Origin of the sequence: Janthinobacterium sp. 78, assembly GCF_003096775.1 — a bacterium.
GTDB lineage: Bacteria > Pseudomonadota > Gammaproteobacteria > Burkholderiales > Burkholderiaceae_D > Janthinobacterium > Janthinobacterium tructae.
Map to the genome: position 1 here is coordinate 5,482,038 of NZ_QENT01000001.1, position 24,673 is coordinate 5,506,710.

Below are 24,673 nucleotides of genomic sequence, written 5' to 3' on the forward strand. Positions count from 1 at the left end.
CGAATGGTTTCGATTTTGTTGGCGTAAAATTACTTTCAGATCTTCGATCCGGGCGACCAAAGCAAAGCAATCTCTTTGATCAGCACGGACTCAAATTGCAATTCAATTTGGGTGAGCAGCGATGGCGCAGATGCCATCGCTGCTGACAGCCACGCCGACGGCGCCGTCTCCACGTCATCGACGGCAAGTGTTTGAACGTCTGGTTTGAGGTTGCATTGATTCACTATCCGCAAGATTTGCCAATCACGCAACAGTACAAAAACATTTTCATGGCTTGTGATACCAGCAACAATGCGCCGCGACTGGCCCGCATAATCGGTCACAAGGCTGGATACTTCAATCACTAGGACAGATGCCTTAAGGCCGTCGACAATGCAAAAAGCACCGTCAAGACGAACCGACTGGTTTATCGCCTTTTCCATCAGAGGATGTCCGATACCCATTAAATCACCCGCGCTAGGTTGCGCCTTCCGGTCAAAGAGCAGATTATCGTAAGAACGCTTGATGACATGACTAGTCAGCCAATCGTCAGGTGTCTTGAAAGACAGCGCCAACCCTTCCACTTTTGGGCGTCGCCGGTTAAAAATAAGAATATTTTGAAAAAATGGTAGCAAATCGGGCAGATCCACCGGCGGCACATCTTTCAACGCAGACAGATCAAAGCTCTCGGCATGGCCGACCAAATCCCTTACCGCCTGAATGGCAGAAGTTCCACCTAAAGTGCCACAAGTCTGATCGAACCACGCATCCAGTTTCTCCCGCTTGATACCTGCGGCACCGGAAAATAATTGCTGGAACATACCCTCACCGCTCATCCCCAGGACCAATTGCATCAGATCTTCCGGTTCGTCCATCGCAGAGCCTATGGCGCGCATGATGCTATTGAGCTTTTCCTCGAGCTTGCCCCATATCATCGATTCGACCGTGTCAGGGTTACGCAACGAAACGACTTTTACCGGACGAGTTTGTCCATATCGGTTCAGGCGACCGACCCGTTGGTGCAAACGCATCGGATTCCATGGCAAATCCACATGAATGAGCGCACTGCATCGCTCCTGCAGATCGATTCCCTCGCCGCCCGCCTCGGTGGAAACAAGAAACCGCAACCTGCCAGCATTGAATGCATCACAAGTATCGTCGCGCCGCGCAGCCATTTGAGTGACGCGACCGTCAGGCAGGTGAACGCCTGCCAGCCTGTTATCCCCATTCATGAAGCCGACACAGCCAGCGCCAAATTCAGCCAACAATGCGCTGACCACAAGAGCCTGCGTTCGCTTGTATTCCGTAAAAAGCAACACCGGTTCTTCTGAAAACCGCTCCTTGATGACATCGATGATCCGCAGTATCCGGGTCTCCTCGCCGACAGCCTCACCGGCTACCAGCAGGTCGCCGAGATGACGACCTTCATCCTCCACCAATTGCAGCCGTTCGAGCTTGCCAGCATTGAGCCACTCGTTGAACTCTGGTGTCGCGTCTTCACCTTCAATAGCGAAATTTGACTCCAGTTCGGCTCTCGATTTCTCAGCCTCGTTGGCCAGTCGTCCCTGCCGCGTCTTGAGAGCTGCGACTACGGCGGCGATCGAGCTTGACGCCAATTTTTGCAATGCGATCAAGACCAGAATGACGCGGCCACCCTCTTGCCTGCCTAACGACGTCGCATAGGCCTTTCCGGCCACGATGAACTCGGACATAAGCGTATAGAACGCATCCTCCCGCTGGGTATATCTGAAAGTTTCAGGGTACTGTTCCACAGGCTTGAACAGCAGCTTACCGTCCATGTCGGTCGCCTTCTGCTTAGCATTCCTAATCAAATAGCGTGGCAAGGCACCCAACATGGACGCCTCATTTTTTTTCGGTCCAAAAACTTCGGCATCCAGAAGGCTCATCAGCGACCAAAAACCATAGTTCTTGCCTCTATGGGGTGTGCCGCTGAAAAGTACACATGAAGTAACCTTGCCTGCAAGCTGAAGCTTCTCCACCAATTCGAAGCCCAGCGTTTTTCCCGATTCCTCCTCCGCATTCAAGTGGTGTGCCTCGTCTACGATCACAATATCCCAGGCAGCAGCATCAATCAGCCGGTCGTGGCGCCCCTGCCTATCAGCCCTGAGAGTGGGTAGCGATGCAACGACTATAGGGTGAATTCCCCAAAAATCAGATCGTTCGCTATCAAGGTCCGTGTGATACACGGCAGCGCGAATATCAAACATTTTTTTCATCCGGGACTGCCATTGCTCTACCAGCTTCGCCGGCGCAAGAATCAATACACGCTGAGCTTTTCTGCTCGCCAACAATGGCCAAAGCAGCAAACCCGCTTCTATCGTCTTGCCCATCCCGACATCGTCAGCAATCAGCAGCCGCAATGGCCAGCTGCGAAGGGCACGATGACACACCCATAATTGATGGGGTAGCAAGGAAATCCGCGAACGCGTGAATACGCCCCACGCATCATTGACCGACATCACCGCTTCAGCCTGCACCCTCAACCCGACATCCAACGACGAAGCAATGTCTACTTTTTTCGCTGCCGCCATCACCGATGTGACGGCAACCAAGTCGATCGTAAACACCTGTTCGATGCCATGCGCAAACCGCACCACGGAAGTATCACGATCCGTCATCATGACGGTCCCTTGCCCGTGACGCGCATGCATGACTGCTGCATCCTTTGGTGCTGCGGACTTCATGTCACTCATATCACTTCCTCTTCGATGAAATCGTCTTCGTCGTCGGCCCATTGCTCGTCGCACGCCCAAGCTAATACTTTCTGTTGCAATTGCGGGCTGGAAGCGAGCAATTGCAATGGTATGTCGTAGTCGCCGTTGAAGCGTGCATTGTCCTCGCCCAGTTCGCTGACAAGAACCGCATGAATGTCCTGGCTGGTCTGCAATTCAACGTACCCCATCTCTTCCATCAGCGTCAGCAGGCTGCTGCGCGGCATGTAAGCCAGACTTTCAGCCAGCGGCGAATTCAGCGCTTCGGCACGAAGGAGTTCGCGCACGACAAGGCTCCCCCCAAGCGCAGCATGCCAGTGAGGGTAGGCGCATCAATGCCAGAGCCGCTCATGGATGCATCCATCCCAGGCGACAGCAATTCGGCAGCCTCTTTCTCAGTACGCATATCGAGCGTTTGAAACAGATGAACATAAGTCTCCAGCCATCGCGCCACCCGGTACAGGCGTGGAAAACTATCCATCCACTGTTCGAACAGAGGTGTGGACATTTGGCTCTCCCCATACTCGCGCAGAATACTCATCCAGGCGTCTGGTGCCACGTCAGGTGCCACATGGCACACCGTTTCCCACCAGCCACGTGCATACAAGAAATCCAGGAAACCGCGATGCTGTTCATCGGTCGTCCGGCCATATCTGCGAAAAATAGCCAAGCTGAACAGGGTCATCCATGCGGTTCGATCATAGGGATCTTCAGCCAGCAACATCCGGTCAACCCGAGCAGGCCACAGCTTTTTCTCATATTCCGGTAAATGCCATTCACGCGCCTGCTGCCACCAACGATGGATGGTGTGCAAATCGATTACCTCGACCACTGGTTCGTCGATCGCCAGGTTGTCATCCAGCAGTCCAAGCTTTGCCAGCAACGAGCAGCAGTCCTCGTCAGGCAAGTCTTGCAGCAACTCATGCTCCATATTGAGTTCGACGATCCAGCTTGCTTCAAAACGGCGGCGGCGAACCAATTCGATCACCGGCTCATACTGATTGCGCAGCAACCATTGCACCACCGCCGATCGCGCGTCCATTTCTACAGCAAATAGGCACCAGTTTGCGAAACTGCTTGAGTCAGCATGAAATCTGGGGAAATGGCCTTGGATAAACCGCCATTCAAGCGAGCTACAGTCATACTCATCATCCAACAGAACACTTTGCGGCACAAATCGGGCCAAAAGATCAAAATGCGGCACGTCACCATGAAGCAGGCATCTGGACGGCATCCAAGAACCAGATCTGGTATGCAGTCTTGTATCTCCGAAGTCCGCCCAAGCAAGGTCTTCTAGAGACCCCTTGGGCCACACCATCATGACTTTAGCCAAATGGGCAAGCTGTTCTGGGCTCAGTTGCCCCAGTGCCGGTATTTGCAAAATGGTTGCCGGATCGAGCTTGGGAGGGGGCGGCTGATCGTCTCGCAAACCCGACCTTTGCAGCCAGTCGTGCACTTCCTCGGCACACCAGCCATTGACCGGATACACTGCGAGGAAAGCAGGCCATTCCCGCAGTGCAGGCACGACCGCCCCCATACGCTCAAGCTTAAGAGAAAGACACAATTGAGCGATCCCGATGAAATTACCTGCTTCACCAGCCATTCCCGTCGCGACCTTGCCGGTCTTTCCAACAGTGCGGCTAAACAAGCGCCCGACGAATGCGTCAACTAAGAGCAAGTCTTCTGCAGCATCCTGACCCGGTTCCTGAGCAAAAAGCACCTTCCAAAGGCTAAACCAAAACCCTGTCCCTGAAATTTGCTGAGAACATCCAAGCTCGACGGAAAGAGCAGGCCAGTCCTGCTCCACTCGCAACTGCAACGCGACCATCACCTCTGTAAGATCATCCGCAATCGATCGAATCAATTTCCGATTGCGCTGAGCCGTTTTACCTAGCGCCAAACTGGCTCGGCCTGTATCGATGTGGAAAGCAGCATTGATCAGCAAGCCTTTTGCAGCGGTTCCCCGCGTAGGCGCAGTTACCCATATTGCTGGCACCGGATGCTTTGCATTATGATCGAACGCAATGATGCCAGTAGCATCCAGGCGCAGTCCGATGGTGGCGTCCCTGGAGCACAAGACGAGCAAGCGCGATCGCAAGGAGCCCGTTTTAGTCGGCAACTGCACGTCGCCAGTTTCAATCCGACAAAAACCAGCTTTCAGCACGACGGTGGGTGACCAGTTATGCGACACGCCATCCACCACGATATGTTTAATGTGGCGCGAAAATACCGTGGCCACCCCGGCCAGCGCGGTGAAGCGGGGGGCAAGATTGTCCCTCCCCCCATCAGCATCCAAAGGCAGTTCAATCAGCGTACTGCGCCGCGCCAGCGCACCAGTGGAGTTTTGTGCTTGCTGAAACTGCCGTGTTTCAGCGCTCGCCGTCCAGCGCTGCGGTAAACACCCTGCCAGTACTTCAAAGCACAAATCACCGCTCCACACACGTGGCCTGTCGGTTGCCAACAGTACGCTCTTGAAACCCAGTCCAAATTTACCCGTCACATCGTCCTCGCCGGACTTCGATGATGCTCCCAGCATCAGCATGCGCTCTAGATCATTGGCAAAATCAGGGCGATGGCTGGCATGACGCCCGGCGTAATTGACCGGCCGCCCCCAATGCATGAAGCGCACGATGCTAAGACTGAGCTGCATCACAAAACGCCCTATCATCGTAGAGTCAAAGTCCGGGCGCCCCTCTGCCTGCTGCATCTGCTGCAATTCAGAGACAGCATCATCCGCATTCTGGAATAACTCGAACGGAATACTGTCAACCTCGTATTGGTTGTGAGACACACGCTCTCGTATGCCGGAAAGCAATGCCGCTTGAACCTCGTCATCATTTTCGACCAACCCGGCAAGCTTCAAAAGTACCTCGTCGATGTTGTCTTGCGGGCCAGAAGTAGCACGGCGGGCATTTTTGGCACTCGCCAGGTCGTGACGCGCCCTGTCCATGTCGCTGAGCATCACACTAATTTTTTTGTTTTTGCTGGCACTGCCCAGTTGGCGCAACGATTGCGGCAAACCATCAAGAATCATCGCCCTTGCCACATCGAGAGTCACCTGATCCGCATTCTCGAACAACGCCCAAAGCCCAGACAGATTAGCGTGCGGCTGGTTGTAAAGCTGACCAAGCAAATCCTCGGCGGTCCGCTGAAGTATGATTTTTTGCTCGCCGGGATCACAATCAAGCAAAGTTGCCGGCGGACGCACGCTAACAATCACCCCATTGCTCCCCTGCCACCACACATTGCCCACCAGTAGTGTTTTCGCCTGATCGACGGGCAACATGGTTACCTCAAGCTGCTCCCCAAAGACGGACAGCACATTGACACGGTCTCCTGCCAAGATTTTAAGTATCGGTTTCAACGTCGCCATCGCCTGCAGCACCGTCTTGCCGCTCATCCATTTCGGCTTTTGATCAAAGCCACTCTCGTGACCCGGATCTATCCATCCCAAATGACTCAGATAATCCTCATAGGCAATAGCACCCATCCAAGTCGTAGCCAGTCCCGTCGCCGCTCTGCCAAATAGCCCGATCACTGCGCCGGCCGCTGCCTGGGCGCTGCTCTGAAGCAGCGAATCGAATGCAATCTCGAGGTCTTGCCCGAGCGTCGCGCCATCCTGTCCATCAAGGATGGCAGGGTTGTTGAGCAGAGCATCTTGCGGTGCCTCGTTATTGGTGACAATCAAGTTTCCCAGAACTTTGGCCGCATTTTCATCCAGTAGCCTGGCAGGTTCAACACCGAACACGCCACTCACCAGCAGTGTTGCGGGCTGCCATGTGCCTGCCGCGGAGAGAAGCGGCATTTCCGACAGCCGGTCCTTGATATCGGCCGTAGAGCCGCTGCGGCACCACTCCTGCAAATAGAGCAAATACAACTCGCGCACCTTACCATCGCAACCCAACCCTTGGAATTCATCCAGCACACTCTGCGCTTGATCAGTCGACAGCTGCGTGGCGACTTCACCCATCAAATGCATGGTAACCGCTTCTGCACTGATCAAATTCGCGACCTTTGCCAGGATAGTCCATGCAGGCAAGTTATTCAGGCGACTCAAGATGCTCAAGACGTTTGCGCCACCGGAAGGCAAGTGTGCCAGCGAGTGCCCAATGGAAAGGCCGGCTGCGGACATCATCTGGCCAAAAATCGGCAAGGCCTGTTCGCCGCTCGCCACTTGCTCCTTCAAACGCGAAAATCCAGCATGCCGTAGAACTTCATCGTCCAAGTCATCCAGGCCAGCATAGGAAAAATCACACTTCCGGGCTAGTTCTGTGATGTCTGGCTGAAGACCTTTCAGATCGATTAGGCTTTCCAGAGCGATACTCTGTCCGTTTTTTAACGGCAGCCAGGCAATACTCGTCCACTCGTTCGAAGGATGCTTCCACAAATCGTTGTCCACGTCGAGTTGATCCAAAAGGAAGCGCCAGTGCTGAGCATAATGCGACGAATTCAACACGACCTGTGCCGCAATAGCTGGCGTCCAGCGCGAAATCCACTTGATCTGATGCCGATAATGCGCCTCATCTGCAGAGCGCTCGATGAACCGTAAATCGTTTCCAATGCCTGCTGGCAAATGCGGCACCGATCCAAGGTGGCAAGATGCGTCCACCGGGCCGAAGCGACCGAGGTTATCGCGATGCAGCGGCAGATTGCGCCACGCCATCTCGTCGGTAACGCGCCCGAGAATCAGATCCAGATCTTCAACTGAAAAATCGTCGGTCCGCACCTGGCTGAAGTCACGACAAACCTTCAATTTATTTAATACCGAAACCTCATCGACCGATTGGATCCGTAGCGCCTTAGAGCACCTATCCGCAATGATGGCGCACAAGTCATAGGGCAAGACGTTCCATGTACTCTCTCCCACCATGCGCCATAGCTTTATCCATGGAGATTGCTGGCTTGATGGATCCTTCCACAGCAATGACGTGTCGCCATAGTGCTGGGACGAACCGTGCAGCAGGTAGCGCAGCCCACGAACGATCGATGGATCGCCAAGATCAGCACTGGCGGCCACCGCAAGCAACCTGGAGCGTGCATCGTTTCCTCCCAGCGACGGTGCTCCATCGGTCCAGCCCACCGCTGCAAAGATCGCCGATGCATCCTCATGCCCTGGAACTTTATGGGCACCTGTTTCAGCAGCCGACTCCACAAATTTTGCGATCGATACAAACACCGCCAGCACTTTTGCTTCGGGCAATGCTAAGCAAAGATCAAGAATCAGGCTGAGTGGTTCATTGCGAGTATTGAATTTAAACAACCTTCGATCCCGGTTCATCGCAACCAGTTCGGACAGCGATACGGCAATGTTCTTGCCACTGCGGCCATCGATGGCCTTCAAAATACGCAGCGACGTGTTGCGTCGCAGTAAATCTGTCTGTGCGAACACATCGCCGGCCGCTTTGATCAAACTCTCCGCTACCGCCAAAATTGAATCCGCATCGGCGACCATCTCTGACGACTGAACTTCCATATTACGGGCCAAGCCCTGAAGCCATTCGTCGAGGTCGGCCTCGCTCGCCGTGCCTGCGGGACTATCCGGGGCCAGATCGGCCGACAGCAGCAACGCCCGGGTTGGCCGCGCCACCAGTTCGCGGTAAGTCGCGTCAGACAATGCACCTTTCGCCCCGACATCACGCGTACCCAATGCGAAACGCCGCTCCACTGGCAGCAGCGACACCAGTCGTCTGAAAATACTTCTATTTTGCCGGACTTCTGTCAGCGACACTTGCTGGAGAGCCTTGCGCAGCATGTCAACCAGTGCGTCCTGAACGTCACCAGTCTTCAATGCGCGCTCCGCCTCCATTTCTAGAAACTGGACCAGGTACTCAAGATCGAGACCGCTCTTCAATGTCTCCGCACTCAAGACACCGAGCGCATCGAGCACCATGGAGGGTTCCCAATTGTCCATCGAGTCGACCAGTCTGGGGGCGGTGCTGTCGACAAAAATAGTGTCGCGCAAGCCCGCAAGCCCGGGCAGTGCTCTCCATGGCCGTTCGTGATCACGGTTTGCCGGAGGCGGCAATTGCAACAACCGATGTACTGTCGGTATCACCAGATCCCAAGATGCACCAGTGCGACCAAGCTGCCGCACCCACGCATGGTCGCGGCATACATGTTTCCGAAACAGGCCAAAGAATGACGAGCCGCCTCCAACATCTCCTGCTGTCGTACAGTCCTTCAGGGCCTGCGTCAGCCCCCGAATCTCGTCATCCTTGAGTCGATGCGCAGCGACATACTCTGACAATGATTCAAGCAGGTGCGGTAAAACCACTTCCTGCGCCAGTGTCTGGTTCCAGCGGCGCAGCACCAAAGACTGCGGAGCATTGACAGGCAGCGTTTCATATGGCTGGTGCAGCACCTCCATGTCTTCGATGCCGCGCCGACCTGCGTCAACGAAGAACTGGCCATGCAATACAATGCGGTACTCGCGAAAGCTGTTGGGTATGCGTGCCTCATAGCTGAAACGCAATTCTTCAGTGGGCAGGAACACGGCCCACTGCAATATCAGCCGACCTTGCCGTTTATCAGCGTGTCCTAGCAGTACTGCACCTTCCGGTCTTGCCTTATCGGGCACCTGGCCACGCTTCCCATTTCCCAACATTGCCATCGACTTGGGCCAACCAGGAGCATCCAGCAGCAGGGCCAATGGTTCGACGCGTGCCGGAGCGTACTGCCTGGCCAGAAAATGTAGCTTTTCGTTATCTGGCCGATCATCGCAAACCACACCGGCCATCTGCACCCCATCCGTTACATGATCGAGGCGTCTGGCACCGGCACTCAATTCCAGTCGCACATCGAATGCACGCAAGGTAGCAGTTCCACAAAAGCGTACCCGCTGCAGATTACGCAGCAACGGAAGTAGAGCGCCTATGCGCTGATCAATATTGGGTTCGGTGAAAAAATCAAGATCTTGCCCGCCGCTCTCGCCTGGATAGCGGTCGATGATCGCAGCCGTTTCCCGGCCATCGTCGACCGCAATATGGGCATGCATGCGCAATGGCACCCACAAAAAGAACCAGGTCGTCCCCGGTTTGGCTTCCGGTTGGGCATCGGCCACAGCCCGCAAGCAAGCAAGGTCGCGCTCGGTGATGTCTTCCCATTGCAAGTGCATCGCTGAGCTCCCCGAATCCTGAAGCCATGGATTCGGAATTTCCCGAAATATCTTTTGACCGTCGTGCGCGACATAAAAAAAGCTTTCACAAAGATGAAATACACTTTTCATGCCAAGCCCGAACTTACCGATGGCCCCGGATTCAGCAGCCTTGCCATTGAGCCCGAAGGAATGGATCGCCTCTCTGTCACTCGCCAGGAAGCGTCCATTGTTCAATATCCACAATGCAGGCCCCTGCAACAACGGATGATCCGCGGAGGCGGAAAAACCGGAGTGATACCCGAATCCCAGCGCGGTCGCGCCAGCGTCATCGGCATTTTGAACCAGCTCTTTTAAAATCGGAAAGCCGGTCTTGTAGCGATCGCGGAGATTGCTCGCGATCAGATTGATGTAATCAGTTGTAAACTTTGCCAAGCTCTTCTCCGTTGCCGGTCGGACCGGATTACTTCTATATTGCGTCTGTCTATGAGCTTGACTTCTTGCTCAGATTGCTGCCGCTGCAACTCAATAGACAACCAGCCCAGCCGCCCGCTTGGCTCGGGTGATGGCGACATACAGCAGCTTTCTCTCGTTGACCGTATCAGCAGGCGCCTCCAGATAGGCCGCTGGCACCAGCACCAGCACTTGGTCGAACTCCAGCCCTTTTGCCCTGTGCATCGTTGAAAAACGCACGACTGCGGGATCTGAAATATCCTTCTTGCTGACCTCGATCACGTGCGTCTTCATGCCCCTGTCGGCGAACAGTTTCGCAGCGCGGTCGCGCACGGCGCGGCTGGCCGCAATGACGCAGGTGGTCACCGGATGCTCTTCGTCAGCCCCCTGCGCCCAGCCGAGGACAATTTTTTGGGCGCTGTCCAGCGCCGATTCGAGTCCGACCTCGGTAACAACAGTAGGGACGGCGCCGTTGGACAGCGACTTGTAACGTACGGATTCATCTTGCCCATCGTCGAGGTCATCGACTTCACAGCCTTGCAGTAGCGCCACCGCCTGGAGGCGGATTTGCTCGGTCGTTCGGTAATTGAGATAAAGTTTTTTCGAGCGGCCCCTGATGTCAATGCCGCATCGGCTCATCGCTGCACGATTACGGCTATAAATTCGCTGGTGACCATCGCCTACGAAACAAAGGTCGTTAGGCGCTGCCGGCACCATCGCGCGGATCAGCCGCAGTGCCTGCGGGCCGAAATCCTGTGTTTCATCGACTACGATGGCACTGTAGACACTTTCCACCGATGAATTGGCCAGCAGCAGCGCGGCGTCCTTGTAAGCATCATCGACTTCCTTGAGCTTACGACTTGCCAGTTGGGCACGGTACTCTTCAAACACCGGCCAAATCGCATCGCGCTTGCTGCGACTGAGGACGACGCCGCGACCAGTGCGACGAGCGGCGCGGTACTCGTCTTTTGTGCCCACTCCCTGAGCAAGAATGATTTGGTCAAGCTCCTCCCCGTAAAACTCATCCGTCATACCGATCGCTCCATCCTTGACTGCAAGCGCCCGTTGCCAAGCATCTTCTGCGTCCTTGCGCCGGTCATACACGATCGTGTGCTCGTAGCTTTGCGAACGCAAAAACCCGTGCACCCACGAATCGAGGTTGCGCACTTCGATTTTCTTCATCGTCGCTGGCGAACACAGGGAATTCAGATTTTCTTCAATATCGAACGCCAGGTTTCGAGTGAACGTCGTGAACAAAACCTTCTTGCCATCCGGCGTACGATTCTCCGCCAGCCATTTGGCCCTGTGCATCGCCAGCACCGTCTTGCCGGTCCCGGCCCCACCAAGAATCCGCACCGGCCCGCTGCGGTCGCCGGCAGCCAGTTTGCGCTGCGTCGGGTGCAAAAATACCCGCCACTGCGCCAATGGTGCATTCATAATCGCCGTCAGTGCAGCATCGCTGTCGACGACAACGAAGCGCGCCTGGGATTCTGGTGTGCCTAAGGAACTCAAGAAGTCGCTGGTATCGACGACCTGGTCGATCCGGGTCTCACGCGCTCCGATCACCTGGTTTACGGTATCTCCGGCCGCTAGCAAGAACAGTCCCTCATAGGCTTCGACAGGTAAAAATGGTTGGATTTGGTCAAGCTCGGCTTCAGAGCAGATCGCCTTGACCCGTGCGATGCTTTCCTCCGGGACGCCTAGGCTCATCAGTTCCCGGTCTGTCAATCCGGAAAACAGTGCGAGCGCGGGCGCTATGCTCTCAGGATGGCCGGGCTCGACCGGAACGATCAGTTGCTTGATCTGTTGTTCAATCACTTCCTCCAGCACTACCATCTGCATCGCGCCGGTCACAGGGTTGATCGCTAATTTTCTGTTTTCTGCCCAGCGGTATGCGTCGTCGTGGTGGTCGACATACAGCAACACGTAAACGTCGCCCTTGTCGGGCTTGAACACAATCCCTCGCCAGTCCTGGTCTATGCGAACTGATCTGAGATTATTGTCTTTTGCTCCGTTAATTTTCTCGTAGTTGATACCGGTAGACGTAGGGTCCGCTTGGAATCTGATGGCCCACTTCAGCACCTTGCTGTGCACCGAGGAAGGTAATTTTGCCAGATTCATCAAAAAGTCCTGGGACAGTGCAACCTTGGGTTTCATGCTCATGATTTCCTTTTATTGGTGCATCAAATGTGCTTTTACGGCAAGAACCCAGTCACCCTGGGCCGAAACAGATGTCCATCCTGCATCAACCCACACAGCATCGTATTCATGCTGTGCATCGAGCACGACAACCAGCTTTTTAGCAGGCCAAGCCAGTTCCGCCTCGGCCACCACTTGCCCGCGCGGGTCGACATGTTCATAACCAACCTCGGGCACATCAAAGTGATCCTTTGCCAGCATCAACAGGCCATCCTTAACCGTCCCAACCGCCATCTCCAGCGCATAGACCCAGGCGGCGGCAAGCGCGGAGCCCTGATTATTGCCGGAAGGCGATGAAAGAACAGCGGGCGCCAACAACGCGCAATCGCCAGCAGCAATTCCTTGCCGCGTCGCCATCAGGAAACCAGGCAGGGTCTGCATCGTATTGAACAAGGCCAGCCAGCGCCGCCAGCGCTGGTGTTGCTCAGCGTCTGGGGTGTCATCGTCATCGTCAAGGATCAACAGGCCCGGCGTCAGCCCCTGCGCCATCGCGCCACTTGCCAATGCGGCGGGCCACCAGAACTTCACTGCTGGATGGGCATCGTCCCGGCTGCTCGCGGCAACGTGCGATGTTGGCACGCCATGCATCCACTCAGGCAACTGTGTTTGCAACGCTGCCAGTTGCGCCTTCACGGCATCAAAGGCCGGGCTGCCTGGCATCGCAACCATCAAAAATGTCGCCCATGCGCTGTTGCGTTGCAGCTGGGCGATAACTGGGTCAGCCTGTTCGCCGGCATCGCAAGCGAGCCAGCCCAGCAACTGGGCCACCGCATTGCGTGCAAAAGCCTGGTTTTCCGCACGGGGAAGGCTGGCGGGCGCATTAGCACCGTCGTGCCGGTTCAACGCGGTCAACGGAGATTCCAGGTCCGTTGCGGTGTCCCCTGCCAGCGCGGCCTTCACATCGTCATGGGTCACAGACCAGACCCAGAACTTCCGGCTCGCCACCAGCGCGCTGCGCTTCCTGGCATCCTCCCGCATCGAGTTCTTGTGATAAGCCCATCCGTCGCAAAAGACGGCGATCGCCCGTCGTGATGATTTCTCTTGCGCAGGCCAGAGAATGAAATCAGGTCGGCTGGCGACTGCCACCCCGTCGTCGGGGCCAACGTCATGCTGCGGCTCCACCCAATAGCGCCGCTCACCTACTTCCAGCAAGAAGCCCGATTTGCCATTCACGATTTCCTGCACTAGCTTGACCAGCGGCAAGCCATTGACACCCCCGAGGCGACGCAGGCTTTCGATGAATCGCGCCTCCAGCGCCGAATCAAAATGCGGGTTGATGAAAATATCCGAGATCGTCGGTACCTTCACCAACTGATCCAACGCCCCCACCAGTTCAGTCAGTACGTCTTTTGCCCGGTCGCGCGAGACAAGGTCCATCTTGCGACCCAGACGGTACTGGTAAAGGCAGCGGTAACAGCCATCCTTTTCAGGATCGGCATTGCAGCCACAGCCGACGATTGCGGCAAGCGCCAATCGCAACACATCGGCCAGGGTCCCTGCATCCTGAGCCAGCAACTGATGGAGATAGCCGGTGCCACCCGGTACCGAGTCATACAGCACCACGTACTGGCGACGCGGCCCGCCATCGCGGCCGGGCTCGTCCTGCAGCATCAGGCGCAGATGATCCACCTTGCCACCAAAACGTTTCTTCAAGCCCAGCTGCAACGCGGCCATGAAGGATTGAATCACTTCTTCATCCATGCCGGTACGGGTGTAAGGCACGAGGATGCGCAGCGCCTCGGAATTGAATTCACGATACAGGTACAGGCAATCGATGATGCTTTCGGGCGCGTCCAGGTCTCGCTTTTCGCAATCGAACGCATGTTGCTGAACCGGCCCTGTGGCGTGGTTGCGCGGGGCTGTTTGCACCTTGCCGCAATGACGGCACAGCTTGAATCCGGGGCGCGTCGTTTCCTGGTCCGCCACCTTGAAGGCGTCACCAGGTTTGCTCAACTCGCCGAAATTGATGTCGCGGAAATTTACTTTTGCGATAAATTCGAAGCCAAATGGCAAGTCAGCGGCTTTCAGGCTCCACGCTTCTTTGATGTCCCCTGGGATGAAGTCGGCCAACAGTTGGCGCACGTAAAACTTTGGTTCACGATCTTCCGCGCTGTCGTCGATGCGTACCTTGGTGTCGTCGCTGTTCGCGATCGCCTGGCGAAAACGCAGCAACTGCCGGCGCTGCGCCTGATCAGACCACATTACTTCTTCACAATTTGGGCAAGTGTCATGAGCGTCCGCGTGGATTTCAAGGTTTTCCATGTGATGGCACGAAGGGCACAAACGCCACCATTCCAGCTTGGCCAGCCCCATGTTGATCTGATCGACTTCGACCCGCCGCTGATTGGCATAAAACCGATTTTCCGGCGCGAATTCCGACAGCGCCGAATTGGCGGGCCGCTCGTATTTGATGGCCGGCAAGGCAACATAAGCCCTCTCGCCTTGATCGTCGGTCGATTTTTTACGCCACAGCACCGATTTTAGTTCGATGCCGGCTTCCGGGAACGCATAGTTGGGCAACAACCCTGCGTCGGTCAGCGTATTCAATAGTTCGCGCTGGTTGATTTCCTTGATCAATTCCAGCACATTGTCGCGCTCGCGTGTAAGCTGATCGACTTCCGCTATGGTGGACTCGTCCTGTGGTTTTTGCTTGATGACAGCGACCTGGGCCTTGATCTTCTCGGCCCGCCTCTTGTGCTGCTTGCGCTCCTCCATCTGCTCTTCGAGCAGCTTCATCAGCCGCATGCGCAAACCGTCGCTATCTCCGGTGCCCTGGATAAATTGCGTCAGTCTGTCGGTCACGCTGTCATCGATGTCAGCGCCCAGCAAGGCGACAAACGCCTGCAGCAGGCGAGGCTCGTTCTTCAGCACGTGAGATGTGTAAGTATAGGGAAACCTCTCGCTGTTGGCCTTCTCCACCGCATCCAGGGCGACCGAGGTCTTGTCAGGCAACGCAGTCAGACTGGTCGTCGTATCCACCCAGTCATCGAGACAGAATGCAAACAGCTGGCGCCGAAGTACCTCGGCCGCCTTCAGGAATACACCGGGTGGCGTCACTTCGCCAGCGATCATTTCCTGCGTCTCCGCGAAAAAATACAGATCGTGCGGACTCGCGCCATCGGCCAGCGTAGTCGTCACCGCATTGCCATCGCGTCGGCCGGCCCGACCTATGCGCTGCAGGTAGCTGGCCTGGTTCGGTGGCACAGAGCAAAGCAAGACCGAGGACAGGTCACCAATGTCAACACCCATTTCCAGCGTCGGCGTAGCCGACAACAGGTTTTCGAACCAAGGCTGGGGCGACTTCGACTTAAAGCGAATTTCCAGCGCTTCGCGTTCGCTGCGCTCCAGCAAGCCGGTGTGTTCGGCCGACACCACGCGCCGCAAATCGCCGTGGCTGAAGCGCTCGGCCAGCCAGCCGCCGGCGGCCTCCTCGTCGTCGTAGGATTCCTGCATCGCATCCAGGCAAGGCATGCCGAGCAGTGCTGCGACCGCGTCCTTGGGCACGGTCAAGCGTCGCCGCCCCCGGTCCGACACCAGCGTCGCAACGCTGGAGTACAAGGTCAGGCGGTTAGGGTCGAGGGCAATGCTGCTGCCCTGCGTGCTGACGGTACGCACCAGCAAGCCGTGCGACTCCAGCTGCTTTATCGCTTCGAGGTACATTGCTTCGGCTTGGCCGGCGCCCAGCAGCATTTGCCGGCCCAGCGTCGCCGCAGCCCAAAGGTCGAACCAGGTCTGTTGCCGACCAGTGAGCTTGTCGAACTCCTTGTGCTGGCCCAGCGTCAGAAAGACGGGTTTGGGCGTCCAGCTCCCGATAGACGGCATCCATTCGTTACGCCCCCGAAGAAAGCCGAACAGATTGCCGTCGCTGGCAAAGTTGCCTAATTCCGCATGAAACACGGCGCCCCTACGGCGCAAGTGCGCCAAAAATCCCCATAACCATTGGGTAACGAGCGCCTCGTCCAGGCCATGAGCGCCGAACTGTTCTCGCAACACAGGCGTCAATTGCGCGGCGCAGGCTTCGATGGTGGCGATGGGCGGGGCCAGCGATGCTTTGCCGACCCGTTCCAGATTGCGGCCGCGATGGCTCAGATAAGTAAATTCCGACACCGCTTGCCAGCCCAAGCGCTTGCGCACCCGATCTGGCAAGCGGCTGTTGGCCGGCAGCGCGCCCTTGCCCACCATCTCTTCATGCCAATCGCGCTGCCAAGTCATGTTCGGTCCGATGAATTCGGCCACCAATGTTTCGCGGTTCATGCAAAGGGACGAACCCTCCTTGCCGGTCAGTTCGATCAACCCTGCCAGGAAATCCGACCATGTCACGCAAGGTGTCGCCAATTCATCGATCGCCCTGGCCAACGCCGTGCGGATCGTGTTGGCGTATGTGCGGGCGGCAAAGAAGCCGGCGCGGTGGGCCGCATCCTGCACCGAGTCTGAAAAAGCGATCAACTTTTTGTCGTCGTTGAACGGACTCGCCCAGCTATGCTCGACCACTTGCGAACCTAGTGTGGCGGCGCGTGCACCCAGCAAGATCTGGCGGTCGCGGCCGCCGCAAGCTGGACACGTATTGTCATGCCACGTTGATGCCAGTTGCCCGCGCACGCTGCTGCGAGTGGCTGTGCTCCGGAACACTGTCACCAGCTCATTGTGGCCGCAGGCGTGGCACTGGTCCCCGGAGCCCTGCACATTGCCGCACGAGGTGCACAACTGCTGACGCACGCCTTCGACCTGGGGTTGCCTGATATCCTTGCCAGGATACAAGCGCACGGCCTCGGGCCGTGCGGCAAACCAGGTGTTGTAGATTTCATCGAGCTTGCTGGACAACTTGTTGCTGCCCTGGGGCAGGCGCGACAACCATCCTGTCGTGTGACACTCGCTGCACTGGATCAGGGGCAGGTACAGCCCGCCCGGACTGGATTTCAGGTCAACCGAAGCGCGCAAGTCCACCGATTCCGGCACCGCGTCCACTTTAGCGACCATGCGTCGCAGTTCCCGCATCCATACCTGCACTCGCAGCGTGACCAATGGCCAGTTGCCGTTGCCGGGCGCCCTGGACCAAGCCACCAGCACAAGGAGGGCATCTAGCACCGCCCGGATATGGGGGCGTACACTAGCGCGCAACGGACCTTGCATCTGTTGTTGCAACTCGGCGAAATCGACCACCCCACCCTTCATCAGCTTGAGCAAGTTCACAAACAGCAGGTGTTTTTTCAAGCCAAAACCCAGCGCAACGCGCCAGGCGGGGTCATCGACGATAACCGGCGAGATCGGCGCGGGAAGCTCTGGAAAAAACAGCACGAACCATGCGGCGACCGCCTGTTGCTGGTTCATGTAGCGGCTCGGGTCGAGGCGCTCCGCAATATCCGCCGGGGCTTCGAAAAAGTGGTCGATGGTGCCGTCGCCCAGGAATTCCGCGACCGACAAGCGGTCTTCAGTGATCACCGCATCCTCGGGAAATGGCGCACCGAACACTTGGCGCGCATATTCGCGGAGCGGCGCACTGGCCGATTCCCCCCCTGCACCCGCCGCTGCTCCCAGCGTCGCTGACGTCCCGACGCAGATCAAATGCCCGTCGGGAACCTTCAACCTGGCGCGAAGCCGGCGCAGCAGCAGCGCTAGATCCGTTCCCTGTGCGCCATCGAAGGTATGCAATTCATCGACGACGACATAACGCAGCGTCGTCGCCGTGTTATGCACCCACAGTTTCCGGTCCTTCGGGCGCAGCAACAGGTAATCGAGCATCTTGTAATTGGTTAGCAGAATGTCCGGCGGGTTCTTGCGTAGCGTGTCGCGGTCGGTGATGACACCGGTGGCGGTCATCACCGTGCCCGAGCCCGGGCTGCCGATGCGTCCCCCGACAAATAGGCCAACCCGCAGCCCGGCGAAGGCTGGCGTGGCGGCGATCACCTCGGCGAAGCGCCGCGCCTGGTCAGTGGCCAGCGCATTCATCGGATAAATCACCAGCGTCTTGATTCCCAGCACACCTTGCTCGCCCAGCTTGACTGCCCGCAGGCAGTGATCTAGCACAGGATAAAGGAAACACTCAGTCTTGCCGCTGCCGGTGCCGGTGGCCACCAGCGTATTTGCCGCACCCTGGTCACTGGCAAGCCGCTTCCACGCCGATTCCTGATGCGTGTAACCCGAATTCTGCGTCTCGAAATCGCCGAAGAAGGTCTTGCCACTAGCGCCATGCCGGAATGGCAAGCCGATCTGCAAAAAAGGCCCCTTCATCCAGTCGCCTTCCTTGTCGACGAATCGCTGCATCAAGCCATGGAAAAAATCGTCCGAAGGTTCGAACCCGGTCACAAGAAATTGCTTGATACCAGTCTGGATATCGCGGACTAAAAGGGATGGAAGCATGAGTTTTTATTTATTGAATTTTTAATTTCTGGTACCAAATGGGACTGGATAGCTGGTTAATCACCTTGATTACTCTTACGTGATCGCCCCCGCCCCAGAGTCTGCTTTGGCTCTGCCGGCAATCGACACCAGCCCAGCTTTTTTTCGATCTGGCCCCAAATCGACGAAATCACGCCCCTCTCGGCACGCACGCGCACCCCTTCACGCAGATGGGCCAATGGATACCATCTACCGTTATCTTCCTGATAAAAGATCCGACTGTATACATTACCGGTGTGTGAGATACGGTGCTGTTCATAGAGTTGTGACAGCAGCGTGAATGCATGATTGAGACTGACCGCGCTGGTTTCAGGCAGCCCCTCAGGCAAGATGACCGTACTGCACTCCAATTCCGAGCGCTCCAATCCTTTCAGCCGCAGCCACAATCCGCCTTCAAATTCTTTCGCGATCAATTCCTGCTGGCGCGAACTAGACGGCCTTGGCGGGCCAATCAAGACATATTCGAACCTAGTGGTGCCCATCGGTACGTTTTCAAACGGAACATCCGGCCAAGGCAAATTGCCCACGCGCGCCCGCCCGGCGCTTTGGTCGCTCAGCGCGACCAGTAACCGAGTGCCCTGATTGAATATTTTTGCCACCGTCTCTGCGCTGACTATTGCAAGGAAACTCTCATCCGTGATCTCTGAAGCATCGATGATAAGGTCGCCGATCGCGCCATCGCACACCGGCACGTCTCCTCCATAAAAGAACTCCCAGTTTTTTCCGACCCGGCGCACCGGAACCGTCACCTTGGGCGTCCACACCTGGTCATACATGCCATTGCTCATGTGGCTTGCTCCTCGAAAAATGCCCACGCGGTCCTGTAATCGTCTTCGCGGCTAGCCAGCGCAAAGGGCGCCGTGTAAGTCCGCGTGCGCTCGGTCGGACCGCCAGGCAACGTGTCGTCGATGACTTGGCGTTCAATGCGCGTGCCATCCGGCAGCTGGCCGGCATCCATCAGCGCCTTGATGTCGCTCCAGCCAAGCGTGTCTTTCCTTCGTTTTCCGTCGGGGAAGACCAGCGTCAGCGGCTTGTCACTGCGCGCGGCATTTCTAGGCAAACCGACACCGACCAGCCCCTTGCTGACCGTGAAGACGATACGTCCATCGATGTCGTACCAGGTGTCGCGCTCGTAGCCCTGCATTACCGGGAATTGCACGCGGTAAATCAGCTGCAATTCATCTAGAGTCAGACCCAGCGCCTGAGCCACTAACACGTCAATTTCGACCAGCGCTATGCGGCGCTCATAGTCGGAGCGAAGCGCGCAATCGCGCGTCCAGTCGCTGGTTAGGTTTGCGAAGAAATCCTGCTTCAGGCGCGGATTGCCGGGCTGGCTCCAGCCCTGATCGGTGAATGCGATGTCATAGACTTCTTCCCACAGCGGGGCATAATGGCTGGTCAGGCAATTGAGGACGAGCGTTCTTACAGTCATGTCAATTACTTGAACATATGGCAACCGAGCCAGCGTTGATTCATAGAGATCGCCTTGGCCTGTCGATTTAATGAAGGCATCCATAACCGTCGAATGCGATAATCCAAGTAGCGAAATCAATTTTTGTGGATCGCGGAACGTCAGCGACAAAACAGTATTTACGTGCGTGGGACCCGGCGGCACCAGAGTAGCAATCAATGTCCGTTCCATGCTGATGCTGATGCGTCGCCGGTGCATGTATCGATAGTAGTCAGTCACCAATTTTGCGCCAGCTTCGCCGGATTCGACCCACCCGACTTTCGGCGTGCGGCGCGCATATTCGGCCATCGGTCGGTAATTCGTTCGCGGCAGGTAATCTTCAGGCAGCGTTTCGAGGTCGATCGCGTCGTAGTGTCCCTTTTCGCTGCAAATAATGCGTGGAGTCTTGTTGTAAGGATTGGCCAGGAAGAAGTGCGGGCCGGAAAGCACCCAGCCAGCCGGGTCGGCGACGAAGCCGTTGTCGCCGATAGCACGTCTGGCAATGGTGCCATCCTTTTGTTGCATGGTTTCGTGCCACATCTCACTCGACATGTAACCGTCACCTAGGTCGCCGAGGCGGCGCGGCCAGGCGGCAAGCTTGCCAAGCACGCTGTTCAGCATACCTGCATGCAGAGCAGGAAGGCGCGCTCTGCGCGGCGGCGTCCCAGGTGCATCGTAGAGCTGCGAAAAGACGGCCAGCGCCGCATCATCGACACGCACTATGCGGTCGCGGTGGCCGACGGTATTCCACTGACCGTTATCGTTTTTTATGCCATCAGGCAAACCCGTTCCGTCATGCTGATAACAGGCATCGACCGTGGTCGGAGTAAACAGGTTTGCAATCTGGTCGAAACGCGGGGCGCCTTTCTCAGGCCCGTAGATGTTGATGCTGTATTTGACCCGATCCCCGATAGGAAACAGCATTTCCTGATTCTGAAACTGGAAATGCGCCCGCAGCCGCGCATACACCGATTCCCTGAGCGCGCCGCCCTTCGGATCGTCGTACGGCCCTTCCGGATGCAGCAGCGCCGTCACGCCGCGCGTTCCTGCCAGCCGCCAGCCCAGCGGCATGAAGCACTTGTACAGATTCGTCTGCACGCCCTTCAGCAGCGGGTAATTCTGCACCGCGTTCAGAAAACTCAGCATCCCCTCGGCTTCTTCCAGTTCGCCGGTCCACGCAGCTTGCAAGCCGGGAAAACTGGCAAAGGCATCGGCGCGCAAGGTTCCCAGGTCCGATGCACTGACCTTGCGGATCGCAAACAGCGGGTTCCTTTCGCCGAGGATGCCGGACTCGTTCCATTCCACCTTCAGCCACGGCGGATTGCCCAGCACCAGGTCGAAGCCGCCCCGGCTGGCGAAGACATCGGCAAAGCACAATTCCCAGTGCATGAAGCGACGCTGGCCGGCGATGCCTTCCACCAGCGAGATGCGGGCGAAGGCGGTGCGCAGCTTGCTGATACGCAGCTGGCCAAACTTGTCGAGCAAGCTAGCTGGCTCCTGATTGATAACGAGCGACAATTGGTTTTCAAAACCTTCGAACGCGGGCTGCACCAAAGGCACCAACAGAGCCTGCCGAACCGGTGGCACGATCACCTCTGGCGGCGTAGAGAAATCCATTCGCACCTGCGGCGTCAAGTCGACGATGTTGCCTTCTAGCACAGCGCCCACTTCCATCCACCATTCCTCGCGGCTGGGCAAGGTGGCGCTGCCTTGGATCGGCCAGAACCACAGCGCGCACCAGTAATCCATCACCAGCTTCAGGCGCCGGAATGGCGTGGCCAGGTCTGAGTCTTCATTAAGCAATCCGCGCCGGCGTATGTCTTCCTTTTGCGCGCGCGCGATGTTGGGCGCATCGCTCTCAGGAGCGGGCCAGACCGTCAGCGCATCCTCGGTCAGCGCGCGGTCGCGCGCCATCCACTGTGCATGCTCGGCCCACAGCTCGTCGATCCGGGCGCTCAATTGCTGCAGGCGGCTCAGCTCATGCGGTTCCAGCGGGCGCATGAACTCTTTTCGCCAAATTTTTATCCGGTCGAAATCGTCCTTGTACAGCACCTTGACCACCTTGTCGGTGTAATTCGCCATACCCGGGTCCGGCAGCAGGAAATGATAGATTTCATCTGCGGCGCGATCGGGCTGTTGGACGTTGACGCGGCGCGGCGCCTCCTCGTACCATGCGGGCTTCGCCTTCGCCTTCAGGCTGCTGGAGCGGAACACCTCGCGCCGGGCGCCGATCAGGCTGTTGCCGGCGAACAGCTGGTAGCCGAACCATGGAACGTGCGCCGGGCGCGGGGCCAGCGGATTGCCATCGTCATCCTGCTCCGCCTGTCCGTAGATCGCGTTCAGCCATAGCGACACTTCGGCCAGTTCGACGGCGACCGGGTTCAGGTCGACGCCGTACATGTTGCGATCTGCCAGCACCATTCGCACGCGCTGAAGCTCGCGCGGATAGTCGTCGTGTGCAATCCGCCGACCCAGTTCGGCCTGCTTACGTTCGAGGTAAGCTTCCGATAGCTGGTTGACGACCTCGTTCAGGAAGGCCGCGCTGCCCATCGCCGGTTCGCAGACGTTCAAATGCAGGACGTCGTCGGCAGTTTTATCGACAAGCAGTTCATTCAGTGCGTACTTGACCAGGCAGCGAGTCAGCACCTGCGGCGTGTAATAACTGGCAGATTTTTCGCGATCGCGCCCTGCCAGGCGGTAAATGAAAGTGCCCTTGGCGTAAAAGCGCAGCTTGCGGTGGCCGGCGGCGTCGATGTCGTGCACTTTTTCAGATGGCTTGTAGTCGCCAATCCGGCTGGCGGGCACAAACCAGGCATTGTCGAGCATGTCACTGCCGCTGCTGCTGCCGGAGGCCTCGCCGTCGCCATCCTCATCGTCGTCGTCCGAAGAAGCAGCGGTTTTCTTGGGTTCCGGCTGCACTTCGTATAGATCGTCATTGGCAAAAAAACCCCGGTACGCCAACAAGGCTTCGTACACGGCGCCCAGTTGGTTGATCGACAGCAACTGGTAGCTAACCCTGCCCTTGCGTTTGCCTTTGGCACCGGACAGCGACATCAGGCGTATCACTTGCTGCCACACGCTGTTCGGAAACTGGACCTTGTTCAGCAATGGCGTGGCGGCCGGATCGAACAGGCGGCTGTCCAGCGGGGCCAGCACAAAGCCTTCCTTCATGCTGGCCGTTGCCAGGTGCAATTGACCGTCCAGGCCGCAGCCATTGGCGACCAGCGAGAACAGCCGGCGCAGCGTTGCATCGAAATAGCTGCCTTCCCTGGCATGCGGAGTATTAAGCGGTCTAAGTTCCAGGTCGCGCAGCGATTCCAGGCTGTAGCCCTTCAGGTAGACCTCGCTTTTCAGGATGGGCACGTAACCCAGTTCGGGTCTGGCTTCGATGTAAAACATGAATAGCAGACGGTACACCATGCGCAGGCATTCCAGACTCAGGTCGGATTCGTCGAGCTGGTCTTTGCCGGAAAAGAATCCTTTTTTCTGGTCGCTGGCCTGCCGGCGCAACTGGCTGGCGGCTTCATTTCCCAGCGCTTCGATCGCTGAACGCAGCGCGTACTTCAGGTCTTCGCTGACCCCGAAGGCGTGCTTGTGCGCGTTTTCATCGAGCGCATCAAGCAGGCTGGGCCCGGCGCCGGGTGCCAGACTGTCGTGGTGCAGCAATGCGGCCGCAGCTTGGAGCGTGGCGCCATCCTTGCGGTCGATGATCTCGTTCCAGTCGAAGCGCAGCGCCCGGTTGCTGGGCCACTTGAACCGGTCCAGTAGCACCCATTCATTGAGGCCGGCCAGAATCACGTAGCGTGGCGGCGCATCCGCGCCGAACAAAGCATCTGACGCGATATCAGCCATGGTTTCGCCCTTGAGCGCGGGCGGTCGAGTGCCTGGCACAGGCAACGCCGCATACTGGTATTCGGACAGTTGCTGGTCGAGGACGTCGTCGTCTTCCTGGCCGGGGTTGTATGCTGGCACGATGATCAACTGCGGCGGCTTGTGCGCTTCGCCCAACACCACCCAGGCGGGCAGCGGCGAGCCGGCCTGTAATTCCACCTGGATCGGCTGCAGTTCGTAGCCCAGCGCTTGCAGCAAGCCTTGCTGCAATTGCATGAAAATGGCAAGCTGCTCTGCCTCGCCGCGCTGCTTTGCAAACGCGTTGCGCAGCGCGAACCAGCGGCCGGACCACGCACCCAATTGCTTGAACGGTGCCTTTTGACTGGCATCCAGCTCTTCAGCCGCCAGCCACGCGTCGAGGCGGGACTTGATATCGCCCTTGAACACCTCGGCCAGGTAATGGTGGCTGTAAAACTCGTTTTCGTTGGCAATGCCAGCAAAAGTTTGAACTGCCAGGATGGGCGCACCAGAGACTGCCAT

Annotated in this window: 7 protein-coding genes; all 7 read right to left on the reverse strand. The window is 57.3% G+C overall.

Annotation, left to right across the window (positions count from 1 at the left end; all coding sequences use genetic code 11):
- Positions 1 to 35: 35 nt before the first annotated feature.
- Positions 36 to 2,693: a DEAD/DEAH box helicase gene (locus C8C92_RS24140; RefSeq protein ID WP_207781042.1), complete on the reverse strand. Its 2,658-nt coding sequence runs from the start codon at positions 2,691 to 2,693 to the stop codon at positions 36 to 38.
- On the reverse strand, positions 2,690 to 2,998 hold the full coding sequence (locus C8C92_RS24145) for a hypothetical protein (protein ID WP_116745442.1): 309 nt from the start codon (positions 2,996 to 2,998) through the stop codon (positions 2,690 to 2,692). Before C8C92_RS24145 ends, C8C92_RS24140 begins: the two co-directional genes overlap by 4 nt.
- Positions 2,968 to 10,239 (reverse strand): hypothetical protein, encoded by a 7,272-nt coding sequence (locus tag C8C92_RS24150; RefSeq protein ID WP_116745443.1) that lies wholly within the window; start codon positions 10,237 to 10,239, stop codon positions 2,968 to 2,970. Before C8C92_RS24150 ends, C8C92_RS24145 begins: the two co-directional genes overlap by 31 nt.
- A gap of 90 nt (positions 10,240 to 10,329) precedes the next feature.
- A complete protein-coding gene (locus tag C8C92_RS24155; RefSeq protein ID WP_116745444.1) occupies positions 10,330 to 12,420 on the reverse strand; it encodes a UvrD-helicase domain-containing protein in 2,091 nt (696 codons plus the stop codon).
- 9 nt (positions 12,421 to 12,429) lie between these two features.
- A complete protein-coding gene (locus tag C8C92_RS24160; protein ID WP_116745445.1) occupies positions 12,430 to 18,813 on the reverse strand; it encodes a DEAD/DEAH box helicase in 6,384 nt (2,127 codons plus the stop codon).
- Between the two features lie 56 nt (positions 18,814 to 18,869).
- Positions 18,870 to 19,640, reverse strand: coding sequence for a hypothetical protein (locus C8C92_RS24165; protein WP_207781043.1), 771 nt, complete (start codon positions 19,638 to 19,640; stop codon positions 18,870 to 18,872).
- The gene (locus tag C8C92_RS24170; protein ID WP_116745446.1) at positions 19,637 to 24,673 is read right to left on the reverse strand and encodes a class I SAM-dependent DNA methyltransferase; all 5,037 of its coding nucleotides are present in this window, start codon (positions 24,671 to 24,673) and stop codon (positions 19,637 to 19,639) included. Before C8C92_RS24170 ends, C8C92_RS24165 begins: the two co-directional genes overlap by 4 nt.

Coding starts and splice junctions, on each gene's coding strand:
- C8C92_RS24140 (WP_207781042.1), bottom strand. CDS start 2,693: ATGAGTGACATGAAGTCCGCAGCACCAAAGGATGCAGCAGTCATGCAT.
- C8C92_RS24155 (WP_116745444.1), bottom strand. CDS start 12,420: ATGAGCATGAAACCCAAGGTTGCACTGTCCCAGGACTTTTTGATGAAT.
- C8C92_RS24160 (WP_116745445.1), bottom strand. CDS start 18,813: ATGCTTCCATCCCTTTTAGTCCGCGATATCCAGACTGGTATCAAGCAA.
- C8C92_RS24165 (WP_207781043.1), bottom strand. CDS start 19,640: ATGAGCAATGGCATGTATGACCAGGTGTGGACGCCCAAGGTGACGGTT.
- C8C92_RS24170 (WP_116745446.1), bottom strand. CDS start 24,673: ATGGCAGTCTCTGGTGCGCCCATCCTGGCAGTTCAAACTTTTGCTGGC.